Annotated in this window: 18 protein-coding genes; 13 read left to right on the top strand and 5 right to left on the bottom strand. The window is 33.0% G+C overall.

Going from position 1 to position 20,937, the window contains the following annotated elements; all coding sequences use genetic code 11:
* Positions 1-13: 13 nt before the first annotated feature.
* Together rsgA and yiaA are read right to left on the bottom strand one after the other, a co-directional pair.
* Positions 14-1,069: a ribosome small subunit-dependent GTPase A gene (rsgA, locus tag Q9Q97_RS14900; protein ID WP_306158461.1), complete on the bottom strand. Its 1,056-nt coding sequence runs from the start codon at positions 1,067-1,069 to the stop codon at positions 14-16.
* 458 nt (positions 1,070-1,527) lie between these two features.
* Positions 1,528-1,998, bottom strand: coding sequence for an inner membrane protein YiaA (yiaA, locus tag Q9Q97_RS14895; protein WP_306158459.1), 471 nt, complete (start codon positions 1,996-1,998; stop codon positions 1,528-1,530).
* Positions 1,999-2,124: 126 nt separating this feature from the next.
* Between yiaA and Q9Q97_RS14890 the strand changes: the two genes are divergently transcribed.
* From Q9Q97_RS14890 to Q9Q97_RS14865, 6 genes are all read left to right on the top strand, one after another.
* Positions 2,125-3,642: a hypothetical protein gene (locus Q9Q97_RS14890; RefSeq protein WP_306158456.1), complete on the top strand. Its 1,518-nt coding sequence runs from the start codon at positions 2,125-2,127 to the stop codon at positions 3,640-3,642.
* Between the two features lie 215 nt (positions 3,643-3,857).
* Positions 3,858-8,711 (top strand): RecQ family ATP-dependent DNA helicase, encoded by a 4,854-nt coding sequence (locus tag Q9Q97_RS14885; RefSeq protein WP_306158454.1) that lies wholly within the window; start codon positions 3,858-3,860, stop codon positions 8,709-8,711.
* A 290-nt stretch (positions 8,712-9,001) separates the two neighbouring features.
* Positions 9,002-10,099 (top strand): exopolyphosphatase, encoded by a 1,098-nt coding sequence (locus Q9Q97_RS14880; protein WP_306158452.1) that lies wholly within the window; start codon positions 9,002-9,004, stop codon positions 10,097-10,099.
* A gap of 137 nt (positions 10,100-10,236) precedes the next feature.
* A complete protein-coding gene (locus Q9Q97_RS14875; protein WP_306158450.1) occupies positions 10,237-10,563 on the top strand; it encodes a helix-turn-helix transcriptional regulator in 327 nt (108 codons plus the stop codon).
* A gap of 59 nt (positions 10,564-10,622) precedes the next feature.
* On the top strand, positions 10,623-11,096 hold the full coding sequence (locus tag Q9Q97_RS14870) for a DUF6428 family protein (protein WP_306158448.1): 474 nt from the start codon (positions 10,623-10,625) through the stop codon (positions 11,094-11,096).
* 2 nt (positions 11,097-11,098) lie between these two features.
* Positions 11,099-11,527, top strand: a complete 429-nt coding sequence (locus tag Q9Q97_RS14865; protein ID WP_306158446.1) for an arsenate reductase ArsC — start codon at positions 11,099-11,101, stop codon at positions 11,525-11,527.
* Here Q9Q97_RS14865 and Q9Q97_RS14860 read toward each other — a convergent pair.
* Complete coding sequence (locus Q9Q97_RS14860) at positions 11,524-11,769, bottom strand: hypothetical protein (protein WP_306158444.1); 246 nt, start codon at positions 11,767-11,769, stop codon at positions 11,524-11,526. The two genes, Q9Q97_RS14865 and Q9Q97_RS14860, sit on opposite strands and share 4 nt — an antisense overlap.
* Before the next feature lie 294 nt (positions 11,770-12,063).
* Here Q9Q97_RS14860 and Q9Q97_RS14855 point away from each other — a divergent pair, with 294 nt between their 5' ends.
* Both Q9Q97_RS14855 and Q9Q97_RS14850 read left to right on the top strand, forming a co-directional pair.
* On the top strand, positions 12,064-13,320 hold the full coding sequence (locus tag Q9Q97_RS14855; protein ID WP_306158442.1) for a putative DNA modification/repair radical SAM protein: 1,257 nt from the start codon (positions 12,064-12,066) through the stop codon (positions 13,318-13,320).
* Between the two features lie 5 nt (positions 13,321-13,325).
* Entirely contained in the window at positions 13,326-14,099 is a 774-nt protein-coding gene (locus tag Q9Q97_RS14850) for a TIGR03915 family putative DNA repair protein (RefSeq protein ID WP_306158440.1), read from the top strand.
* 169 nt (positions 14,100-14,268) lie between these two features.
* Here the strand turns inward: Q9Q97_RS14850 and Q9Q97_RS14845 are convergent, their stop codons facing one another.
* Entirely contained in the window at positions 14,269-15,735 is a 1,467-nt protein-coding gene (locus Q9Q97_RS14845; RefSeq protein WP_306158439.1) for a glycoside hydrolase family 130 protein, read from the bottom strand.
* Positions 15,736-15,925: 190 nt separating this feature from the next.
* Here Q9Q97_RS14845 and Q9Q97_RS14840 point away from each other — a divergent pair, with 190 nt between their 5' ends.
* Positions 15,926-16,465, top strand: coding sequence for a helix-turn-helix domain-containing protein (locus Q9Q97_RS14840; protein ID WP_306158437.1), 540 nt, complete (start codon positions 15,926-15,928; stop codon positions 16,463-16,465).
* 87 nt (positions 16,466-16,552) lie between these two features.
* Positions 16,553-17,491, top strand: a complete 939-nt coding sequence (locus tag Q9Q97_RS14835) for a hypothetical protein (protein ID WP_306158435.1) — start codon at positions 16,553-16,555, stop codon at positions 17,489-17,491.
* 28 nt (positions 17,492-17,519) lie between these two features.
* Here Q9Q97_RS14835 and Q9Q97_RS14830 read toward each other — a convergent pair whose 3' ends face one another.
* A complete protein-coding gene (locus tag Q9Q97_RS14830; RefSeq protein ID WP_306158433.1) occupies positions 17,520-17,762 on the bottom strand; it encodes a hypothetical protein in 243 nt (80 codons plus the stop codon).
* 374 nt (positions 17,763-18,136) lie between these two features.
* On the opposite strand from Q9Q97_RS14830, the gene Q9Q97_RS14825 reads away from it, so the two are divergent.
* From Q9Q97_RS14825 to Q9Q97_RS14815, 3 genes are all read left to right on the top strand, one after another.
* On the top strand, positions 18,137-18,685 hold the full coding sequence (locus Q9Q97_RS14825; RefSeq protein WP_306158432.1) for a DUF4494 domain-containing protein: 549 nt from the start codon (positions 18,137-18,139) through the stop codon (positions 18,683-18,685).
* Between the two features lie 144 nt (positions 18,686-18,829).
* Positions 18,830-20,362, top strand: coding sequence for a glycosyltransferase family 39 protein (locus tag Q9Q97_RS14820; RefSeq protein WP_306158430.1), 1,533 nt, complete (start codon positions 18,830-18,832; stop codon positions 20,360-20,362).
* Positions 20,355-20,879, top strand: coding sequence for a DUF4269 domain-containing protein (locus Q9Q97_RS14815; RefSeq protein ID WP_306158428.1), 525 nt, complete (start codon positions 20,355-20,357; stop codon positions 20,877-20,879). The genes Q9Q97_RS14820 and Q9Q97_RS14815 overlap by 8 nt, the downstream gene beginning before the upstream one ends.
* The last annotated feature ends 58 nt before the right edge of the window (positions 20,880-20,937 follow it).

Below are 20,937 nucleotides of genomic sequence, written 5' to 3'. Positions count from 1 at the left end.
ATTTAAATAGAAATTAAAAATTTGTTTTGCGTTTCTTTACTTCATCTATGAGCTTTGAAAAAGATTTGTCTTTTTTACGCTTTTCATGATTTGAAGTCGAAAAATGCCATGCTTCCCGTTGAAGTTTCAAGTAACTTTCATATATCTTGCCATCTAACATGCCGTTATTCACTGCTTCTAGAACAGCACATTCAGGTTCATTGGTATGCGTACAATCTTTAAAACGGCACAATTCTGCATAGTCGGATATTTCTAACATTTCGGCAAGCGAATCGGAATTATCAATAGTCAATCCAAATTCGCGAACACCAGGAGTGTCAATTAAAACGCCAGAACCGTCCATCGATATCATTTCACGACGAGTCGAAGTGTGCCGTCCTTTTCCTGTAGATAAACTTATGTCAGACGTAAGCAGTAACGACTTTTCGCAAAGTGCATTAACCAAAGAACTTTTTCCCACACCCGAAGATCCGACAAAGACCACGGTTTCGCCTTCCTTAATAGATTCCCGCAACCGAACAATCGTTTGAGGTTCATGAATACTTGTAAAAAATACTGGTATCTGACGGGCGATATGTTTAATTGATTCATTCACTTTCTCTTCGTCAAAATCTAAATCGGCTTTATTTAGAACCAATACGGGACTAATATTTTCTTCCAATATCTGGATCATGAAGCGTTCTACTCGACGAACATTAAAATTATCGTCCAAACCCTGCACAATAAATGCCTTATCGACATACGACGCAATGACTTGTCTGTCGGCAATAGTTCCGCTTTTCTTGCGATGCAATGTCCGTTCACGAGGCAATAGATCGACTATAATTCCTTTATTCTCATCGAATGGCTGAAAAATAACCCAATCGCCTACGCAAGGCAATTCAAAATCTGATTTTCCAAACATCATATTTCCAGAGAGTTCACATTGAAATAGTCCATTTTCAGAAATAATTTCGTAGCATGTTCTGTGTACGATGGACACGCGACCATGAGAAAGATTTTTATATAAAGATTGTTGTTTGAGCTGGTTTAACTTATCGTTCCAGCCATAAATATGTAAATAATTCATTGTTATAACTTTTTTGTATTGTAAAACACATAGCCACAGCGTTCTTTATACTTAATAGTATAGCTTGGCTTCGTAAGTTCCTCATCAATATTTTCTTAACGTATATAGCATACACGTGAAAGCATAGCAATGCAATCATCGTTGTATGTAGAATTAAAATTTAATTGATATAATAGAGACTATCCTCGAATAGAGTTACCCGAGAATAAACGAAAGGACAATTTGTACATGAAATACAAATTGTTTACAATACAAAATCCGATTTAAATGAAGTATTTAACATCTTGCAAAGATAGTGAATATTTTGTTGAATCATCAATACTGGTTTTGAAATTGATTCATTACGGCTACTAAAAACAAAAGCTTCAGATTCTCTGAAGCTTTTTGTTTAATTATTCTAAAGTTTAGAAAACCCCAAAACTGCACAAGTATGTGACAGTAATGAGGCCCGCTAAAAACTATACATTAGCCGATTCAAATTGTTTAAGATCTCTGGTGTTTTTTTGTACAGCAAGTGCAGAAAATAGGCCCAATACAAATGACATTCCGAAGAATCCCTTTTCGCTTAGTAGTAGTTGGGCATTCCAAAGACCAATTATTAATAATACTATCGAAGCGATCGTACTAAACCAGCTTATACTATAATATAAATCGGTTACGGGTATTCCTTCTAGCCTGTCACGTACGCTTTTTTGGACTGAAATCACTGAGAAAAGACCAAAAAGAAGAATGGTAAAATAATATCCTTTTTCGTTGTAAGCCATATCCGAATTATAAAGTCCAATACAATATGAGGTCATCCCTATAAGTAAAGTCATCCACGATGCGCCCACAAAAGCGACACTCGGCTTTAAAGGATATCCATTGTTTAATCTTGCATTTTTTGATTCTAAATTGTTGTTTAATTCATTTGATTTTAGCGGTTCCATAATTTTATGTTTTATAATTATGAAGCAAATGTCTGAATGAATGAGAAGTTGTGAAAATCAATTTATTTAAAAAACTGACGATATAAAAATACATTTTACTATTTTTATCTTCATAAATCCGCACTTATGAATGCACTGCAAGAAATAGCCAATATGATGAATGAAATAGAAAAAAAGGCATTCATAAGTTATCTATCAAAAAAGAATAAACGTAAAGATACAGGAAATATAGAGTTATTCAATTCTCTAAAAACTGACGATATAAAAATTAAAAATAATTTTCTAGAAGGCAAAAAAAGTCTGGATGCTTATCATGCACTTCGAAAAAGGCTTTACGATAGCATGATTGATTTTATGGCGAATCGAAGTTTTGAAAATGATACTTCGCAAGAAAATGCAGTTCTTCGTCTTATAGTCGTAAGTCGGTTATTTTTTGAACATAAACTCACCAAAACGGCTTTTAAATGTTTGGCAAAAGCCGAAGAGATTGCAGCGAGTATTGAACATTTCAGCCTTCTCAACGAAATCTATCAGACTCAGATACAATTTGCACATTTTAATCTCTCAGAACCAATTGAAAAAATAATACAGAAGTTTAAAGCTAATAAAAAACAGCTCGAATATGAAGAACAGCTCAATTTAGGTTATGCGGTTTTGCGCCGTGAACTTGGAGCGATTTATCACGAAGGCCGAATAGTAGATTTTCAGGCACTTATAAAAAACACCATCGAAACGCATGGAATATCATTAAAACAGGGATTAACTTTTAAATCTCTGTACCAAATATTATTTATTGCTAACGAGTATGCCTCTATAAACAATGATTTTTCTCTCATACAGCCTTTTGTCATTAAAAGCTATCATTTTATCAGTAAAAAAAACGAACTAAAAGACCGACATTTATACTATCACATCTACATCTTGTATTTTATCGCAAACTTTTATTTTCGTAGCGGCCAGTTTACCGAATCTCTGAATTATCTTGATTTGATGTTTAACGAACTTCAGAAACAGTCTGGAAAATATTATCAGCGTTTCTGTCTCAGGCATTTTTTATTACTGGCTTTTAATCAAAATTATCTTGGCAATGCTGAAAAAGCTATAGAAATTGCTGAAAAAGCGCTTTCTTCAAACAAAAAAGCAGATCCTAATGATTTAAATGACATTCGTCTCATGCTTATTGTTTTTTATGTCCAGCAAAATGCAGGAGCTAAAGCTGCTAAAGAAATGGCAAAATTAAACCATACTGACAGTTGGTACGAAAAGAAAATGGGAATGGACTGGGCAATAAAAAAGTGTCTAGTCGAACTGCTTCTGCACATTCAGCAAGAAAATACAGAACTGGCTTTATCGCGAATAAAAAGCTTTAAACGACGCTATAAAAAATATCTTTTAACGGTGAATGAAGAACGTGTCGTACATTATCTTTTATTTGTAGAACAATACGTAATGAAACCCGAAATTATTCGAACTACAAAATTTCAAAAAGCGATAGAAGATTTTATAATTGTAGCACAAAACGGTCCTAAAGACATTTTGATTATGAGTTTCTTATCGTGGCTGGTTGCAAAAGTGAGACTGAAACCGACTTATGAAACAACTTTGAATCTTTTAGAAACATATTTTTTTACCGAGCATTCGTAAACAAAACATTAAAAATCCAAAATAGAAAACTCTGGCAAAATCTGGATTTTTTTTCGTTTTAAAGTAAGTTCTTATTTAACACAAAAAAACTTATTTTAAAGCAAATCTTTTAAATTTAGAAATTAAACACTACATTAGCTATATATCATCCTCTCCTTTAAACATTTGCATATTTATTTCTCAAAAGAAATCAAAACATAATCTTGTTAAGTTGAATGCTAATAGATGAACAAAATAGTACCCGCTTAATTACATTTATTGATACCGAAATTGAACAATTAAGAGGCAAAATTCTTGATTTGGGTGCAATGAAGGAAGACGGCAATTTATTTCATCAGACCTCTTTAGACAATTTTACTCAGTTTTTGAAAGGAAGCGAATATATCTGCGGCCACAACATTTTAAATCATGATATAAAATACATAGGAAACGCAGTTCAGCAAGCAGGCGTTAATCCTTCCAATATAATTGATACTTTACATCTATCTGCATTACTGTTTCCAACAATGCCTTATCATTCCTTAGTAAAAGATGACAAACTTCAAACCGATGAAAGAAACAACCCATTAAACGATTCTATAAAAGCACGTGATTTATTTAATAGCGAAGTTGCTGAATTTTGGCAAACAGATGAAACGCTTAAAGAAATCTTTTGGCTTTTATTAAATCCAACAAAAGAATTTGGCGCGTTTTTTCGGTTTATAAATTATAATAGTGTAAATTCTGAAACAGAAATTATTATTAGATCGAAATTCAGTAACGAAATTTGTGAACATTCAAATTTAACTAGAATAATAGCTGAACACCCTATCGAATTGGCCTATTGTCTTTCGCTGATTAATTCGTTTATAGTTCATAAAAAGCTTCACTCCATTACGCCTCCGTGGGTTCTTAAAAACTATCCCGAAGTAGAACGGATCATGTTATTATTACGAAGCAAACCCTGCTTAACTGGATGCAATTACTGCAACAATTCACTAGATATATTTAAAGGATTAAGTAAATTCTTTGGCTTTAATTCATACCGTACCTATGGTGGTGAACCGCTTCAAGAAAAAGCCGTTAGGGCTGCGGTTAATAATAAATCGGTATTAGCCGTTTTTCCCACTGGTGGCGGAAAATCAATTACATTTCAGGTTCCTGCTCTTATGAGCGCCGAAAACTATAAAGGGCTCACAATTATAATTTCCCCTCTTCAGTCGTTAATGAAAGACCAGGTTGACAATCTTGAAAAAAACGGAATAACCGAGGCGGTAACTATAAACGGACTATTGGACCCGATTGAAAGAGCGAAATCATTGGAAAGAATTGAAAATGGATCTGCTTCTATTCTATATATCTCTCCAGAATCATTGCGTTCCACAACTATCGAAAAACTAATTTTAGGAAGGACAGTTGCCCGATTTGTGATTGATGAAGCGCATTGTTTTTCATCTTGGGGACAAGATTTCAGAGTTGACTATCTCTACATTGGAGATTTTATAAAATTAATTCAAGAAAAGAAAAACCTTGAAGACAGCATACCCGTTTCGTGCTTTACCGCAACAGCAAAACAGAAAGTAATTGAAGATATTCGGGATTATTTTAATGACAAGTTATCGCTAAATCTTGAAGTATTCACTTCAAAAGCAGCGCGCACAAATCTTCATTACAAGGTTTTTAAAAGGCAAAACGAAGACGAAAAATATCTGACCGTCAGAGATTTGATTGAAGAGAAAAAATGTCCGACAATTATCTATGTCTCTAGAACCATCAGAGCTTATAAACTTGCCGAACAGCTGGTAAAAGATGGTTTTAATGCAAAACCATATCACGGCAAAATGGATAAAAAGGATAAAACCGAAAACCAGAATGCATTTTTAAGTGGAGAAACTCAAATTATGGTGGCTACTTCTGCATTTGGTATGGGAGTAGATAAAAAAGACGTGGGTTTGGTTATTCATTACGAAATTTCAGATTCACTCGAAAATTATATTCAGGAAGCGGGTCGCGCTGGTAGAGACGAAAATATTACAGCAGATTGTTTTGTGCTGTTTAATGAAGAAGATCTTAGTAAACACTTTATTCTGCTAAATCAAACCAAACTTTCTATAAGAGAAATTCAACAGGTTTGGAAAGCGATAAAAAATATTACACGATTTCGTTCTAAAATATCTAATTCTGCATTAGAAATAGCCAGAAAAGCTGGCTGGGATGATAGTGTTGTAGAAATAGAAACGCGAGTCACTACAGCAATAGCGGCCCTAGAAGAAGCTGGATATCTTAAACGCGGACAGAATATGCCAAGGATTTTTGCCAGCAGTATTTTATCTGAAAATGCTCAGAAAGCTATTGAAAAAATAAACTCTTCGAAAAAATTTGGAGAAAAACAAAAAGAACAAGGTGCACGAATTATAAAGAAACTTTTTTCAAGCCGAAGCAGAAAAGAGTCTAGCAATGAAACTGCCGAATCAAGGGTAGATTATATTAGCGATCATTTGGGAATTGTAAGAGAAGAAGTTATTAATATAATTAACTTATTACGAGAAGAAAACATTTTAGCCGATGCCAAAGATTTAACAGCTTTTATAAAGAAAACAGAACATAAAAACCGTTCTCTTGCCATTGTAGAAACATACAGTAAAATTGAAAGCTTTTTATTTCCACTCTTTAAGGAAGAAGAATGTAATTTTAATTTGAAAGAATTGAACGAAAATGCTGAAAAATATGGCTGTGAAAATGTAAGCACTAATAAAATAAAAACAATTATTAATTTTTGGTGTATTAAAAACTGGATTAAAAGGAAAAATTTAGAACACACCAAAAACCATATTGCCTTGCTCTGTCTTCAAAACAAGAAAGAGTTAAAAGAGAAGCTTGAAAAACGCCATGAACTCGCCAATTTCATTACTTCTTTCTTCTATGATAATAAAATGAAGAACATTGCAAAAGATCAGGAAGATAAAGAAGAAATTCTAGTTGAGTTCTCGGTTCATGAATTAAAGTCTGCTTATGAAAACAGCGACAACCTTTTCAAAAAAGAAATAAGTATTTATGATATTGAAGATACCCTGTTTTACCTTTCTCGAATCGAGGCAATAAAGATAGAAGGCGGTTTTCTTGTTGTTTACAATGCTTTAACCATTGAACGAACGGAACAAAATAATAAAAAACAATACACAAAAGACGATTATCAAAAGCTTGATCAATTTTACGAAAGTAAAGTGCAGCAAATTCATATTGTGGGCGAGTATGCTCAAAGAATGATTGACGATTACAAAAACGCGCTTCAGTTTGTGGAAGATTATTTCCATCTGAATTATGATTCATTTTTGAACAAATATTTTAAAGGCAGCAGACAAAATGAAATTAAACGGAATATTACTCCCGCAAAATTCAGGCAGCTATTTGGCGAATTATCTCCTACGCAATTGAAGATTATTAATGATAATGAAGCAAGGCATATAGTTGTAGCTGCTGGCCCAGGCAGTGGAAAAACAAAAGTTTTAGTTCACAAACTTGCCTCGCTATTGCTAATGGAAGACGTAAAGCATGAACAGTTGCTCATGCTTACTTTTTCAAGAGCTGCAGCTACCGAATTTAAAAAACGCTTATTAGATCTAATTGGCAATGCTGCAAATTTTATCGAAATCAAAACATTTCATTCTTACTGTTTCGATCTTTTAGGTAAAGTTGGTACTGTAGAAAAATCGACAGCTATTTTAAACACTACTGTTGAAAGAATTAAAAATGGTGATGTTGAAGCCAATAAAATCACCAAGACTGTTTTAGTGATTGATGAAGCTCAGGACATGAATGCAGATGAGTTCGCTCTCATAAACGCATTGATGGAACAGAATGATGAAATGAGAGTTATAGCAGTCGGAGATGATGACCAAAATATTTATGAGTTTAGAGGAGCTAGTTCTAAATATCTGGAACAGTTTATTAACGACAACAATGCCATCAAACATGAATTGGTTGAAAATTACCGTAGCAAGCGTAATTTAGTCGAATTTTCAAATCAATATGTCCGACAAATTCGACACCGTTTAAAAGAAACTCCGATTATTGCCACTCAAACCGATAACGGAAAAATCAAGATTGTTAAGTATCAAAACGCCAATCTGATTACGCCTCTGGTAACTGAGGCCGCCAACACAGATCTTTCTGGAACTACATGTATACTCACAAAAACCAACGAGGAATCTATAAAAGTTGCAGGACTGCTTTTAAAAAATGGCATTAAAGCAAAACTAATACAATCTAATGATGGTTTTAATTTATACAATCTAGTTGAGGTTCGATTTTTTTTAAGCAAAGTTGATTTAGGACCAGATATTTACACCATTAGTGATGATATCTGGAATACTGCCAAACAAGAGCTAAAAAACACTTTCCGAAATAGCAATAAACTAGACGTGTGCCTTAATCTCATTAAAGATTTTGAAAACACTAATCCTAATAAAAAATACAAATCTGATTTAAAAGTTTTAATACAGGAATCTAAACTGGAGGATTTTTATAGTCAAAATGGTGAAACAATGTTTGTATCAACGATCCATAAAGCCAAAGGAAAAGAGTTTGATAATGTATTCCTCTTACTTGAAAATTTTAATCAAGATACCGATGAAGCTAAACGTCAATTGTATGTTGCAATGACTAGAACTAAACGTAATTTACATGTTCATCTCAATGCAAATTATCTTCATCATTTGACCGCCGAAAATCTGGAACAAATAGACGATAATGAAGTGCATACTGCGCCAGATAAAATTGCTGTCCATACCACTCTAAAGGATATTTGGCTGGACTATTTTATTGACAGGCAAAATTTAGTTTCACAACTAATGTCTGGCGATAAACTGCATGTCAGTGGAAACGAATGCTTAAATTCAAATGGACAATCTGTATTAAAGTTTTCAAAACAATTTATTATCAAAATTGAAGAAATGAAAGCTAAAAATTACGAACTCAAAAGTGCAAATGTAAATTTCATATTGTTTTGGTTTAAAGAGGAAACTTCACAGGAATTTAAAATAATTTTGCCAGAACTTTATTTTGAAGTTATTACTAATACTTTAATTTAAATAATTATTTCAATATTTACTATCACTCTGTCTCGCACTTCTCCACACAAATTATTCTATTTCCGACAATAATTTTCAATATTTTGCATATTAGCACCTCTTTTCCTTGATTAAAATAATATTTTCTTAATCAGGAGCTTTCTATTTAGCAGATGTTTTTCATAAATTTGCAGCTTTAAAAATTAGTAGTTTATATTTTACGCCATCTCACCACTGGTAAGCGTATTCTTAAATTAAACGAACTAACAACTGTTGTACATTTTCAATTATTATAACCGCAAATCAATACAATGCAAAACAAACACAACCCCCAAATTTTACTTTTTACCCTTTTAACTTTATTTTTTTCTGTTACTTTATTCTCTCAAAAAAGTGTTTACGCCGGAATCGAAATCGGACGTAGAGCTATAAAAGTTTCTGTTATTGACGTAAGCAACATCAGAAAAGCTGATTATAAAATCCTTTCTTTCTGGACAGAGAGAATTCCTTTTGCTGACCATATTACTGCTAATGGCGAACTTACTCAGGAAGATATTACTAGAACTACTGTTACGGTTACCAACCAATTGCAAAAAATTAAAGCTGAAAACAAAATTCTTGAAGAGAACATTTTTGTTGTGGCCGCTCCTGTTTTTGCTTCTGCACGTAACGTAGATGTTTTAAAGAAAAAAATTGCTCTTTTAACTGGAAAACAATTAGAGATATTAGATGTTAATGAAGAGGCAAAAACGCTTGTTAAAGGTGCTATTCCGCCAGTTGACTTTGCTACCGCTTTCTTGCTTGATATTGGTGCTCAAACTACTAAAGGAGGTTATATCGACGAACTAAAAGACGATAAATTAGAGTTTATTCCTTTAGAACTTAATTTTGGAACAATGACGCTTACTGATGCTGTAGAAAAAACAGTGGTAAATAAAAGTCAGGTAAACGATATGTCAACTTATCAAGAAAAATCTTTTGACTACAATGTGATTCTACGTAAAAAGACCAAAGAATTATTTGATGCCAATCCTCCTTTAGCAAAAAAGAATAAATTATACTTATCTGGTGGAGCTGTTTGGGCGTTTTCTACTCTTTTCTTTGACGAAGAGGTTAACAAAGATCATTATGTTGCTTTAACTCTTCAAGACGTTATTGATTATGATGCTATTCTTAAAAACAACTTCAGTAAGTTTACGACTCTTGCAAAAACAAACAAAGAAGCTGCTAGAGTTTTAAGCACTTACGACCAAAAATACCTGATTTCTGCAAACAACATTCTTGTAACTTGTTTGGAAAGTATTCCAGATTTAGCAACAAAGAAAGTTTACTTTGTAAAAGAAGGACAGGTTATTTGGTTAATCTCTTTTATTGCTGACCGTTCAAAAAAGATCAATACTAATTTCTAAGTATTTTCTTTTCTAAAAATATAATAAAGCTTCAGAGAAATCTGAAGCTTTTGTTTTTTCAAATCAAATTAATCTCTTAAAAAATTTTCTCTTTCAAAACAATATCGTAATATTGCAATATTATAAAAACAAAAAAAATGGGGGCAACTAAGACAGAACATTTTACCGATGCACAAAATCAGATCGCTATTATTGCTAAAGCTTTAGGGCATCCTGCAAGAATTGCTATTATCGAATATTTATTAAAAGTAAACGAATGCATTTGTGGTGATATTGTGAATGAACTGCCTCTTGCCCAACCTACCATTTCTCAGCATTTAAAAGAATTGAAAAATGCTGGAATTATTAAAGGAAGCATTTCTGGAAATACCATTTGCTATTGCATTGATGAAAAAACAATTGATATTTTAAACTCCTATTTCTTAAAAATCACACAAACTATATCAAAATCAAAATGTTGCTAAAACATTTTTTTTGACAAAGTCTATCGTAATATTGCATTTAACCAATAAATAAAAACAAGATGAAATTATCAGAAATAAAACAGATTTTACCAACATTGGACAATGTTGAGTTTCAATTAGAAAATGGAACTTTTGTGCCCGAACATTTTCATGTTACAGAAGTTGGAATTGTCACAAAGCATTTTATTGATTGTGGAGGCGTTATTAGAACTGAAAAAGTTGTAAACTTTCAGCTTTGGAACGCCAATGATTTTGAACATCGATTGAAGCCTTCCAAATTATTACACATTATTAAACTTTCAGAAGACAAGTTAAATATAGAAGATTTTGAAATTGAAGTTGAATATCAAAATGATACAATTGGAAAATATGATTTAGGTTTTAACGGAAAATCGTTTCTCTTAAAAAACAAAACAACGGCTTGCTTAGCACAAGATTCATGCGGAATTCCAGCAGAAAAGCAAAAGCTTAATTTTATTGAATTGAATAATGAAAACGCTTCTTGCTGTACTCCAGATTCAGGATGCTGTTAAAAATGAAAAAGAAAATACTAATACTTTGTACTGGAAATAGCTGCAGAAGTCAGATTGCAGAAGGCTATATGAGATTTTTTGCTCAAAATAAAGCTGACGTATATAGCGCGGGAATCGAAACTCATGGAGTAAACCCAAAAGCTATTTCGATAATGAAAGAAGATGGAATAGACATTTCAAATCATACTTCTAATAATATTGATGAATACGCCAATATTGATTTCGATTTTGTAATTACGGTTTGCGATAATGCTAAAGAGCGCTGTCCATTTTTTCCAACAAAAGCGGCTAAATTTCATTACAACTTTCCTGATCCTGCCAAAGCAACAGGAACAGATGCTGAAATTACAGAACAATTTAGATCCGTTAGAGAATTGATAAAAGACTATTGTAAAAACTTTACTGCAGAGAATTTAGCTGCTTATAATTAAGCCGCTTTCTTTACTGAACGCTTTTTCTTTTCCAATAATTTAAGATGATTTTCGGCACAAAGAATTTTCTCGGTCGTGCCGTTTTTTTGTATTTCAATGAGATAATGAAAATCTCTTTCTTTTGAAGTCGATTTTATTATAAACCCCTTTTTAAAATCCATTTTTCTTTCGATAATGGTACCCTTATAAGATCTCCCACTCAATGCTGTGTAGGAAACATCTTGTCCTTTTACAAATTTCATTGTTTTAGCCGTTTGTTCTTAATTTCTGCTAATACTCCTAAATCTGAAAAACTAATGTTAAGGGGGGAAATCAGTTTTTCGATTGGGGCGAATGTAAATAGTTTTGACAATTTACGACCCCGTATTTATACCTGTTTTTCAGGGTTTTAAATTTAATTAAAATTTTAATACGAAAATGACTTCTTAAAAAAAATTGATACAATTTAGAACAGCCTCTCCAGCTTCTTTTTTAGCATGAATTCCTAGCTTTGAAAGATTGAATTTTCATTTCCAAAACAACTAAAAAAGAGCAAAATGGTACAGGACAGAGTAATGGAAAAATTGGCGATTTTAGCAGATGCAGCCAAATATGATGTTTCTTGTTCATCGGGACAGAGCACGCGCAAAAACAAAAACAAAGGGTTAGGCGACACTGGAGGTGGCATTTGTCATGCCTTTACCGAAGACGGACGCTGCGTTTCTCTGTTGAAAATTCTGCTTACCAATCATTGCATTTTTGACTGCGCTTATTGTGTGAGCCGAAAAAGTAACGACATCAAACGTGCCGCTTTTACTGTAGAGGAAGTTGTAGATTTGACGATTGGTTTTTACCGAAGAAATTATATAGAAGGCTTGTTTCTGAGTTCGGGTATTTTTGACAATCCCGATTATACGATGGAGCGTTTGGTGAGAATTGTAAAAAAACTTCGATTGGAAGAAAATTTTAATGGCTATATCCATTTAAAAGCAATTCCGGGCGCTAGTGAAGAATTGTTGAAAGAAGCAGGATTGTATGCCGATCGCTTAAGCGTAAATGTCGAAATGCCGACAGAACAAAGCCTTAAACTCTTGGCTCCAGATAAAAATCATGCCGACGTTATTAAGCCAATGGAATATCTTAAAAATGAAATCGTTGGCTATCAAGAAGAGAAAAAAGCCAATTATAAGACACCCCTTTTTGCTCCTGCAGGGCAAAGCACTCAAATGGTAATTGGAGCTACAAAAGAAAACGACATGGAAATTCTCGGAATGGCCAATTATTTTTACGAACAAATGAAAATGCGCCGCGTGTATTATTCTGGTTATGTGCCCATAAGCCATGACAATAGACTCCCCGCGATTGGAACTCCTGTTCCGATGATTCGAGAAAACCGTCTGTATCAGGCCGATTGGCTCATACGTTATTACGGATTTAATGTAAAAGAAATTGTGGGTTTTGATCAGCCGAATCTCGATCTGGATATTGATCCTAAATTAGGGTGGGCTTTACGAAATCTAGATCAATTTCCGGTTGATATCAATACGGCAGATTTAGAATTGATTCAGCGTATTCCTGGAATTGGTTTTCTGAGCGCTAAAAAAATAGTTGCGGCCAGAAATTTCAAAAGATTACAGCCCGAAGATTTAAAGAAATTAGGAATTGCCTATAACCGTTCCAAATATTTTTTAGCTTTTTCGTCGCCTTTTTATATGCAGAAAGATTTGACTTCGATCCAGATAAAAAGTCAGATTTTGAATTTGCAGAACAGTAAATACAAGAATGATTTTTCGAACCAGCTTTCTTTATTTTAATTCAAATGACACAGATAATTTACGACGGAAGTTTCGAAGGCTGGCTTACCGCCGTTTTTGAAATCTACGAATACAAACTAAAAGATGTTGTTTTTGCAAAACAAGAGAGCTCCAATTCGTTACTTTTTTCAAACATTCATTTTGTAACAAACGACAGCACTAAAGCAAATCGGGTGTTGAATGGTCTCGAGCAGCGTCTTTCTACAAACGGTTGTAAGAATATTTATTTTGCCTTTTTATCTGAATTGGATAAGATTGAAGAAATCTTATTTCGATTTGTCCAATATGCATTTTCAAGTCCTATTAATATTGAAGGAGATTTAAGCCGAAGCGAAGTTTTGAATGTAAAAAAAGCAGCCCATCTAACCGGAAAAGAAAGCCACAGAATGAAAGCTTTTGTTCGTTTTAAACTAACAAAAGACGATTTGTATTATGCCATTGTAGAACCAGACTGCGATGTTTTACCACTTATTGAACAACATTTTAAAAACCGTTACGCCGATCAGCGCTGGCTCATTTATGACTCCAAACGCCGATACGGAATTTATTATAATCTTGAAAATGTCTCAACAGTCGAAATGCAGTTTGAATCTAATTCTTCCAGTTTTTTAGCTGAAATAAATAATGAAAGCGAGGAATTTTTCCAGAATTTATGGCGCAACTATTTCAGCAGTGTCAATATAGAATCGAGAAAAAACACCAAACTTCATATCAAACACATGCCAAAACGATATTGGAAAAATCTAATTGAAAAAATTCCAAACCTCAACAAAAGGTAATAATACATTTAAACACATAGAAACATAGACTATAGCTCGAAAAAGGAGGCAAAAAGAAACAAATTTCCACACATGGATAAGCTATGTGAATTTAAATTAGTGAAACGCCTTTTTAATCCCGTCCTTTCGCGAATGGACTATGTTTCTATGTGTTTAAATCAAAGACGGTTTACTTACTTTTCTTAAGTGCATCCAGCAATTCTACTAAATCAACTACCGCATAAGTTGAGGAATAATCTGATACGGCATAAGGGAGAATTAAGCTGCTGTTATGAATTATTGCCCCGCAAGAATAAACCACATTTGGCACATAGCCTTCACGCTCATCCTCTAAAGGAGAAAGCAAAGGTTCCGAAAGTCTTCCTATTTCTTTTGAAGGATCGTCGAGATCAAACAGCGATGCACCAATACAATAACGTCTCATCGTTCCTACTCCATGCGAAATTACAAGCCAGCCTTCTTCTGTCCAAAGAGGCGATCCGCAATTTCCTATTTGTGTGAGTTCCCAAGTAAACTTAGGTTTTTGGAGTAAAACAGGCGTATTCCATTGCGTTACCCTATCAGAATACATAATGTAATTATTTACACCATCAATTCTCGCCAGCATGGCATATTTGCCTTTTATTTTTCTAGGAAATAAAGCCAGATTTTTATTCTGTGCTCCTTCTCCATGAAGTGGCATTACTCTAAAACTATAAAAATCTTCGGTAGAAATTAACTTCGGCAAAATCGTATGTCCGTTATATGCCGTATAAGTTGCCATAACTCGAACAGAATCATTATCATCAACAAAACGCACAAAACGAGCATCTTCTATTCCGCGACTTTCGGAGTCTGAAATCGGAAATATAACACGTTCTGTAATATCCGAATCGTGTTTAAACTGCAAATCGTAAAAAGAATTCGCCAGCCACAATATTTCTTGTAGCGCGACCTTTCTTTCTTCACGTATTAAAGGATCTTTTAAAGCTTCAATCAGTGTGTTTTTAAGTACTGCAAATTCAAACTCTTCGGGAAGATCCTGCATAATCTGAGCAATATATTTGTCCGTTGTATGCATTTCATACAATTTGGTTAAAAATCGCTCTTTATTAAATAAGGTTTTATGTTCAATCTCTGCCTGATCAATATGGCTTCCGATTTTCATAATGTGCAGATCATTGTTGCGATCCAAAATTCCTCTTCTAAAAACAATCGACGAAATATGGCCTTCACCAGTTGCTCGAAAAGAAATAATTACTCGTTTTTCTCCTGCTTCCAATCCAGTCTGATCAAAATCTTCTACAATAGAAGGATTAAAAATCGCAGCAGATTCGATTGCATATTCCATTGTGCAATAAGAACCAATCAGCATTTTTCGGTCTAAAGACAATCCATCATAATCAATCTGCATTCCTTCTATTATAGGTCTAATTCGCTCACAGTGTCTAAAAAATACCGCCGAAATATTTCGATGTCTTCTCGCAAATTCGCGAAGCGTCTGTTCCAAAGTCTGCAAGACTTGTTTTTCGTCCAGCATCATAATCCGAACCACCATTTGCTGGGTTCTTTCTTGCCCATTCATAAAATATCGGGCAACAACTCTTCTGGAATCTGGGGCAAATTTTATATTTTTTCGAACAACGGATACTCGCATAATTGGAAAATTTTATGACAATAACATTAAAGGAATAATTTATTTCACAACAAGTTAGTAATTTTTGTTAAAGAAAAAAACTTAATTTTTTATTAAAACTTCGAATTTGCCTGTAATTCCAAGGTTTTATTATGTTGTTTTCATCAAAAGTTTTTTTCATAATTTAGCTTCGATACCACAATTCAGAACAATGAAGAATAACGTTAAATTTTTGAGAGAAGAAAAAAACATGACTCAAAATGAACTTGCCGAAAAATCGGGTCTTTCATTGCGAACTATTCAGAGAATTGAGGCTGGAAACAGTCTAAAAGGTTTTACTCTAAAAACCATCGCCGAAGCGCTAGAAACCAATCCTGAAAATCTCATTTTCAAAAAAGAAAATACTCCAATCGAAAGAGCTAAAATCATTAATCTTTCAGTTTTGTCAGGACTTATTATTCCGTTCGGAAGTATTATTTTTCCTTTAATCTTAACGTATAAAACTACAGATGCTGCAAATAAAGAAATCGGAAAACAAATTGTAAGCATTCAGATTGTTTTAAGTCTGATTCTTTCTCTTTTACTGATTATAAGTCCGTTTCTTCAAAGTGCATTTTCGCTAAAATTTCCATTATTTTTAATTCCTCTGCTTGCTATTCTTTGTTTAAAATTAGTAATTGTAATTGTAAACGGAATCAGTTTAAACCAAAAACAGCAATTAGCTATCAAACTGAAAAACAATTTCTTATAAACACAGTCATAAAAATGGCGTAAAACTGTCGTATTGTTTTTGCACGAAAAACGGAAAGGAAACCCGAATCTTGCAGAAAAATTAGACATGAAATTAGTTAAGAAAATTACAGCCGCATTTTTAATTATTATCGTTTTCCTTTTTTTGGGAGGATATCTTTATTTTCAAAAGAAATTCACACCGCCAGAGAATTATTTGAAAGTTACTGGAATTGCCGAAAAAATTCCGATGAAATGGATTTCTAGCAATGAAAACTCACATTCCGCACTTCTTTTGCCAATAAAAATAAACGGAATCGATCAAACTTTTTACATGCAATTTGACTCGGGTTCGGCAACTACAGTTTTCTACAAAAAGTCATTAGAATCTATTTCTGAAAAATTTCCCAATCAGATTAAAATGAATTCCGAAAAAAATGAGATTTCAACAGCTTTCAAAATTAAAAATATGAATATTGTTTCTGAGACTTTTGAAATTCTGAATTATGGTGAAAAAGTCAATTTTGAGGATTCAAAAGCAGAAAATATAATCGGCACAATCGGAACCGATTTATTAGAAAAACGAATTACAGTTTTAGATTTTAAAAACAATCAATGTTCTTTTGTAAAAAAAATCAAAAAAGAAAATTTTACTGATTTTGAGTTCAAAAAACGTAAAATTTTAATTCCTTCAATTATCGAAAATGAAAATCTAAAATTATTATACGATACCGGAACAAGCGGTTATGAACTGATCACGACAAAAGAAATCTGGCAGAAATACCGCAATAAAAACAGCGTTATTAAAACCGAAAAAGGAAATTCATGGGGAAATACCTTGAGTGTTTATTCCGCTTCCGCGAAAAAGAAAATACAATTCGAAAAAGCAATCTTAGACCTTTCTGAAGTCACTTACATAGAAGGAACTTCAGAATTGCAAAAATTCTTAATGAAACGATCCGGAATGCAGGGAATGATTGGAAACAAACTTTTCCTAAACCACAAATTGATTCTAGATTGTAAAAACGAAAAATTTAAGTTGGAATAAAAGTAAAATTTTACAATAAAAAACTATTTTAAGAATTGATTTTAATAATGTTTTTGACGTTTTCAATAAAACTTTCAGTGTCTTTGATTTCTTGTTTTATCAATTGATGATGATCTGACAAACTATGCTGTTCTAGCATATCTTTTTTCAAATATTTAATCATCGATTCCAAGCTTCGCGTATCGTTTTGATCTTGTCTTTTTAATTCGCGCTGTTTTGTTTCCAGATACTTTAAAGTCTCTTGCAACTTTTGAACGTTTAATTTTCCCAACCTTTTATTTTTAATATTTATATAAAAAAATAGCTGGAAATGCAGTAAGATTCAATATGCTCCAAAAACCAATACCATTTGAATTTACCTCATTTCCCAGCCATTGTTAAGGACACTTACGAACAAATTGATTTTTTGGATTTAAGAAATCATCTTTTTTTTTGAACAATTGTTGTGCAATAATTTAAAATCTAAAATAGAGCCAGAATATTTTTATTTTTTGGTGATGAAAATAAATCATGTAACAAAAACACAACTTTCAGAACATCAAAACGTTATCAAAAATCTGCTAAAATTGTGAATATCTATTTGAAGATTTAACGGTTTATTTTGCTGTAAAATTTATCTTTGGCATCCTTAAAAATTTTAAAGAGATGAGCGCAACTTGGTACGAATGCAAAGTAAAATATAGAAAAACAGATGAAACTGGTGGGCAAAAAGTTTTAACCGAGCCTTATTTGGTTGACGCTTTGTCGTATACAGAAGCTGAAAAAAGAATGACCGAAGAAATGGCCGCTTATACTAGTGAAGAATTTAAAATCACGGCTATTAAAGTGGCAAATTATGCTGAAATTCATCCTTTTGAAAATGCAGACAGATGGTTTAAATCTAAAATCACTTTGATTGCTTATGATGAAGAAAGCGGAAAAGAGAGAAAAACAAGCATGTATATGCTAGTTCAGGCAAATGACGTGCGCGAAGCTTTTGACAACACACTTCATATAATGAAAAATACAATGGGCGAATATTCTATTCCGGCTATTACAGAAACGGCCATTATGGATGTTTTTCCTTATTTCAGCGGTGAAGAAGGCGAAACTGAAATGCTAGAAAGATTTAATGCTTTGAAAGCTTCTAAACCAGAAAAACCAGAGGCAGAAATTGTCGATCACATGGAATTTGAAACTGCTGTAGAGGAATAATTTTCTAAAAAGCATAAAAAAGCAAAAGCTTCAGAATGTTCTGAAGCTTTTTTTATTTCCCTACAATTCATCTGTTTACCTTTAATTCAAAATAAATAATATATTAGCTGTATATTATCAATCTCAATCAAAAAACAGAACCAAATGACCAAAAAGAACCTAATTCTATTCGGATTTATACTTTTAAAATTCATTTTGCAATATGTATTAATTAGTCCCGAATACGATTTGCAGCGCGATGAATATCTACATCTCGATCAAGCGCATCATTTGGCTTGGGGTTATTTATCTGTTCCGCCTGTTACTTCCTGGTTTTCGTATATTATTCTGCAACTTGGAAATTCAGTTTTCTGGATCAAGTTCTTCCCTGCCCTATTTGGTGCACTCACACTTTTAATTGTCTGGAAAACTATAGAACTTTTAAAAGGTAATCTATACGCTTTAATTCTTGGAGGAATATGTGTTTTGCTTTCGTGTCTTTTGCGTTTAAACATGCTTTATCAGCCCAACTCTTTTGACGTTTTATGCTGGACGGCACTTTATTATGTTTTGATTCAATATCTGACTTCCGAAAAAACGAAATGGCTTTATTTTGGAGGGGTAATTTTCGCCTTTGGTTTCCTGAACAAATATAATATTGTGTTTTCACTACTCGGATTAATTCCTGCTGTTTTACTTTCCAAGCAACGAAAAATACTCGCAAAAAAAGAGTTTTATTTTGCCTTGATTTTAGAACTGATACTCATTCTTCCCAATTTGTATTGGCAGTATAGCAATCATTTTCCGATTGTACATCACATGAAGGAATTGGCCGAAACACAATTAGTAAATGTTGATTTAGGTGATTTTCTAAAAGAACAGCTGCTATTCTTTATCGGCGGATTACCCGTTATTTTGTTCGGACTTTACGCAGTTTTATTTTATAAACCTTTCAAAAAATACCAACTCTTTTTTGCTTCATTTGTTTTCACACTTTTAATTTTCATTTATTTTAAAGCAAAAGCGTATTATGCCATCGGACTTTATCCTATTTATATTGCTTTTGGAGCGGTTTATATTGCAGAAATTCTAGATAAGGGATGGAAACGTTTTCTAAAACCTGTTTTTATTCTCATTCCATTGTTGCTTTTTATACCTCTTTACCATGTTGCTTTTCCTAATAAAAGTCCAGAATATATGGTGGCGCATTCAGAGCCTTACCAAAAACTGGGATTGCTTCGCTGGGAAGACGGAAAAGACCATCATTTACCTCAGGATTTTGCCGATATGCTGGGTTGGAAAGAATTGGCTAGAAAAACAGATTCGCTTTATGCTTTAGTGCCAAATCAGAAAGAAACTATTGTGCTTTGCGATAATTATGGACAAGCCGGAGCGATTAATTATTACACTAAAAAAGAAATCAAAGCAGTCTCTTTCAATGCCGATTATCTGAATTGGTTTGACCTCAGCATTCCGTACAAAAACCTTATACGTGTTAAGGATTTTGAAGAAAACGACAAAGAAATGAAAGAAACAAGTCCGTATTTTGAAACGGCTGTTATTGGCGGTCAAGTCACCAATCGATATGCTAGAGGATACCTCGCTACAATTTTCGTTTTCACGAATTCCAAAATCGATATCAATAAAAGATTGGAACAGGAAATAAACGAAGAAAAAAACAGCATTAGAAATGATTAATTTCAAAGATTTATCATATTTACAAACTGGAACACCAAAACAGCAAGCGGCATTTGATGTTTTAACCCATTATAAAGTTCTAGAAAATCTTGCTGAGTTTGATCCTATTTTAGTCGGCACCATTCCGATCAATATTGATATTGAAAACAGTGATTTGGATATTGTCTGCTATTGGAAAAACAAATCTGATTTTATAGAAAAGACAAAACAATTGTTCGAAAATGAAAATCGTTTTACAATTCGCGAAGATTTGATCAATAACCAAGAATCTGTTATTGCAAACTTCTTCATCGACGCTTTTGAAATTGAAATCTTCGGACAAAATATTCCGACAGAACTTCAAAATGGCTACAGACATATGGTGATTGAACACCAAATTTTAAGCTCAAGAGACGAAAACTTCCGATTACAGATTATTAATCTAAAAGAAAAAGGCATAAAAACCGAACCTGCTTTTGGCTTGCTATTAGGCTTAAAAGGAAATGTTTACGAAGAATTATTGGATTATAAAATCTAAGAAAAAACATCTCATTTTAAAATTTAAAAAAATAAAATCCTAAAATAACTTGCAAAAC

Source organism: Flavobacterium sp. DG2-3 (assembly GCF_030730925.1).
In the GTDB taxonomy this organism is placed as follows: Bacteria; Bacteroidota; Bacteroidia; order Flavobacteriales; family Flavobacteriaceae; genus Flavobacterium.
The sequence above is the reverse complement of the archived record's forward strand: the minus strand, read 5'-3'. Positions and strand labels throughout refer to the sequence as shown.

Coding starts and splice junctions, on each gene's coding strand:
- yiaA (WP_306158459.1), bottom strand. CDS start 1,998: ATGGAACCGCTAAAATCAAATGAATTAAACAACAATTTAGAATCAAAA.
- Q9Q97_RS14825 (WP_306158432.1), top strand. CDS start 18,137: ATGAGCGCAACTTGGTACGAATGCAAAGTAAAATATAGAAAAACAGAT.
- Q9Q97_RS14875 (WP_306158450.1), top strand. CDS start 10,237: ATGGGGGCAACTAAGACAGAACATTTTACCGATGCACAAAATCAGATC.
- Q9Q97_RS14880 (WP_306158452.1), top strand. CDS start 9,002: ATGCAAAACAAACACAACCCCCAAATTTTACTTTTTACCCTTTTAACT.
- Q9Q97_RS14820 (WP_306158430.1), top strand. CDS start 18,830: ATGACCAAAAAGAACCTAATTCTATTCGGATTTATACTTTTAAAATTC.
- Q9Q97_RS14870 (WP_306158448.1), top strand. CDS start 10,623: ATGAAATTATCAGAAATAAAACAGATTTTACCAACATTGGACAATGTT.
- Q9Q97_RS14850 (WP_306158440.1), top strand. CDS start 13,326: ATGACACAGATAATTTACGACGGAAGTTTCGAAGGCTGGCTTACCGCC.
- Q9Q97_RS14845 (WP_306158439.1), bottom strand. CDS start 15,735: ATGCGAGTATCCGTTGTTCGAAAAAATATAAAATTTGCCCCAGATTCC.
- Q9Q97_RS14840 (WP_306158437.1), top strand. CDS start 15,926: ATGAAGAATAACGTTAAATTTTTGAGAGAAGAAAAAAACATGACTCAA.
- Q9Q97_RS14835 (WP_306158435.1), top strand. CDS start 16,553: ATGAAATTAGTTAAGAAAATTACAGCCGCATTTTTAATTATTATCGTT.
- Q9Q97_RS14860 (WP_306158444.1), bottom strand. CDS start 11,769: ATGAAATTTGTAAAAGGACAAGATGTTTCCTACACAGCATTGAGTGGG.
- Q9Q97_RS14855 (WP_306158442.1), top strand. CDS start 12,064: ATGGTACAGGACAGAGTAATGGAAAAATTGGCGATTTTAGCAGATGCA.
- Q9Q97_RS14885 (WP_306158454.1), top strand. CDS start 3,858: ATGCTAATAGATGAACAAAATAGTACCCGCTTAATTACATTTATTGAT.
- Q9Q97_RS14865 (WP_306158446.1), top strand. CDS start 11,099: ATGAAAAAGAAAATACTAATACTTTGTACTGGAAATAGCTGCAGAAGT.
- Q9Q97_RS14815 (WP_306158428.1), top strand. CDS start 20,355: ATGATTAATTTCAAAGATTTATCATATTTACAAACTGGAACACCAAAA.
- rsgA (WP_306158461.1), bottom strand. CDS start 1,069: ATGAATTATTTACATATTTATGGCTGGAACGATAAGTTAAACCAGCTC.
- Q9Q97_RS14890 (WP_306158456.1), top strand. CDS start 2,125: ATGAATGCACTGCAAGAAATAGCCAATATGATGAATGAAATAGAAAAA.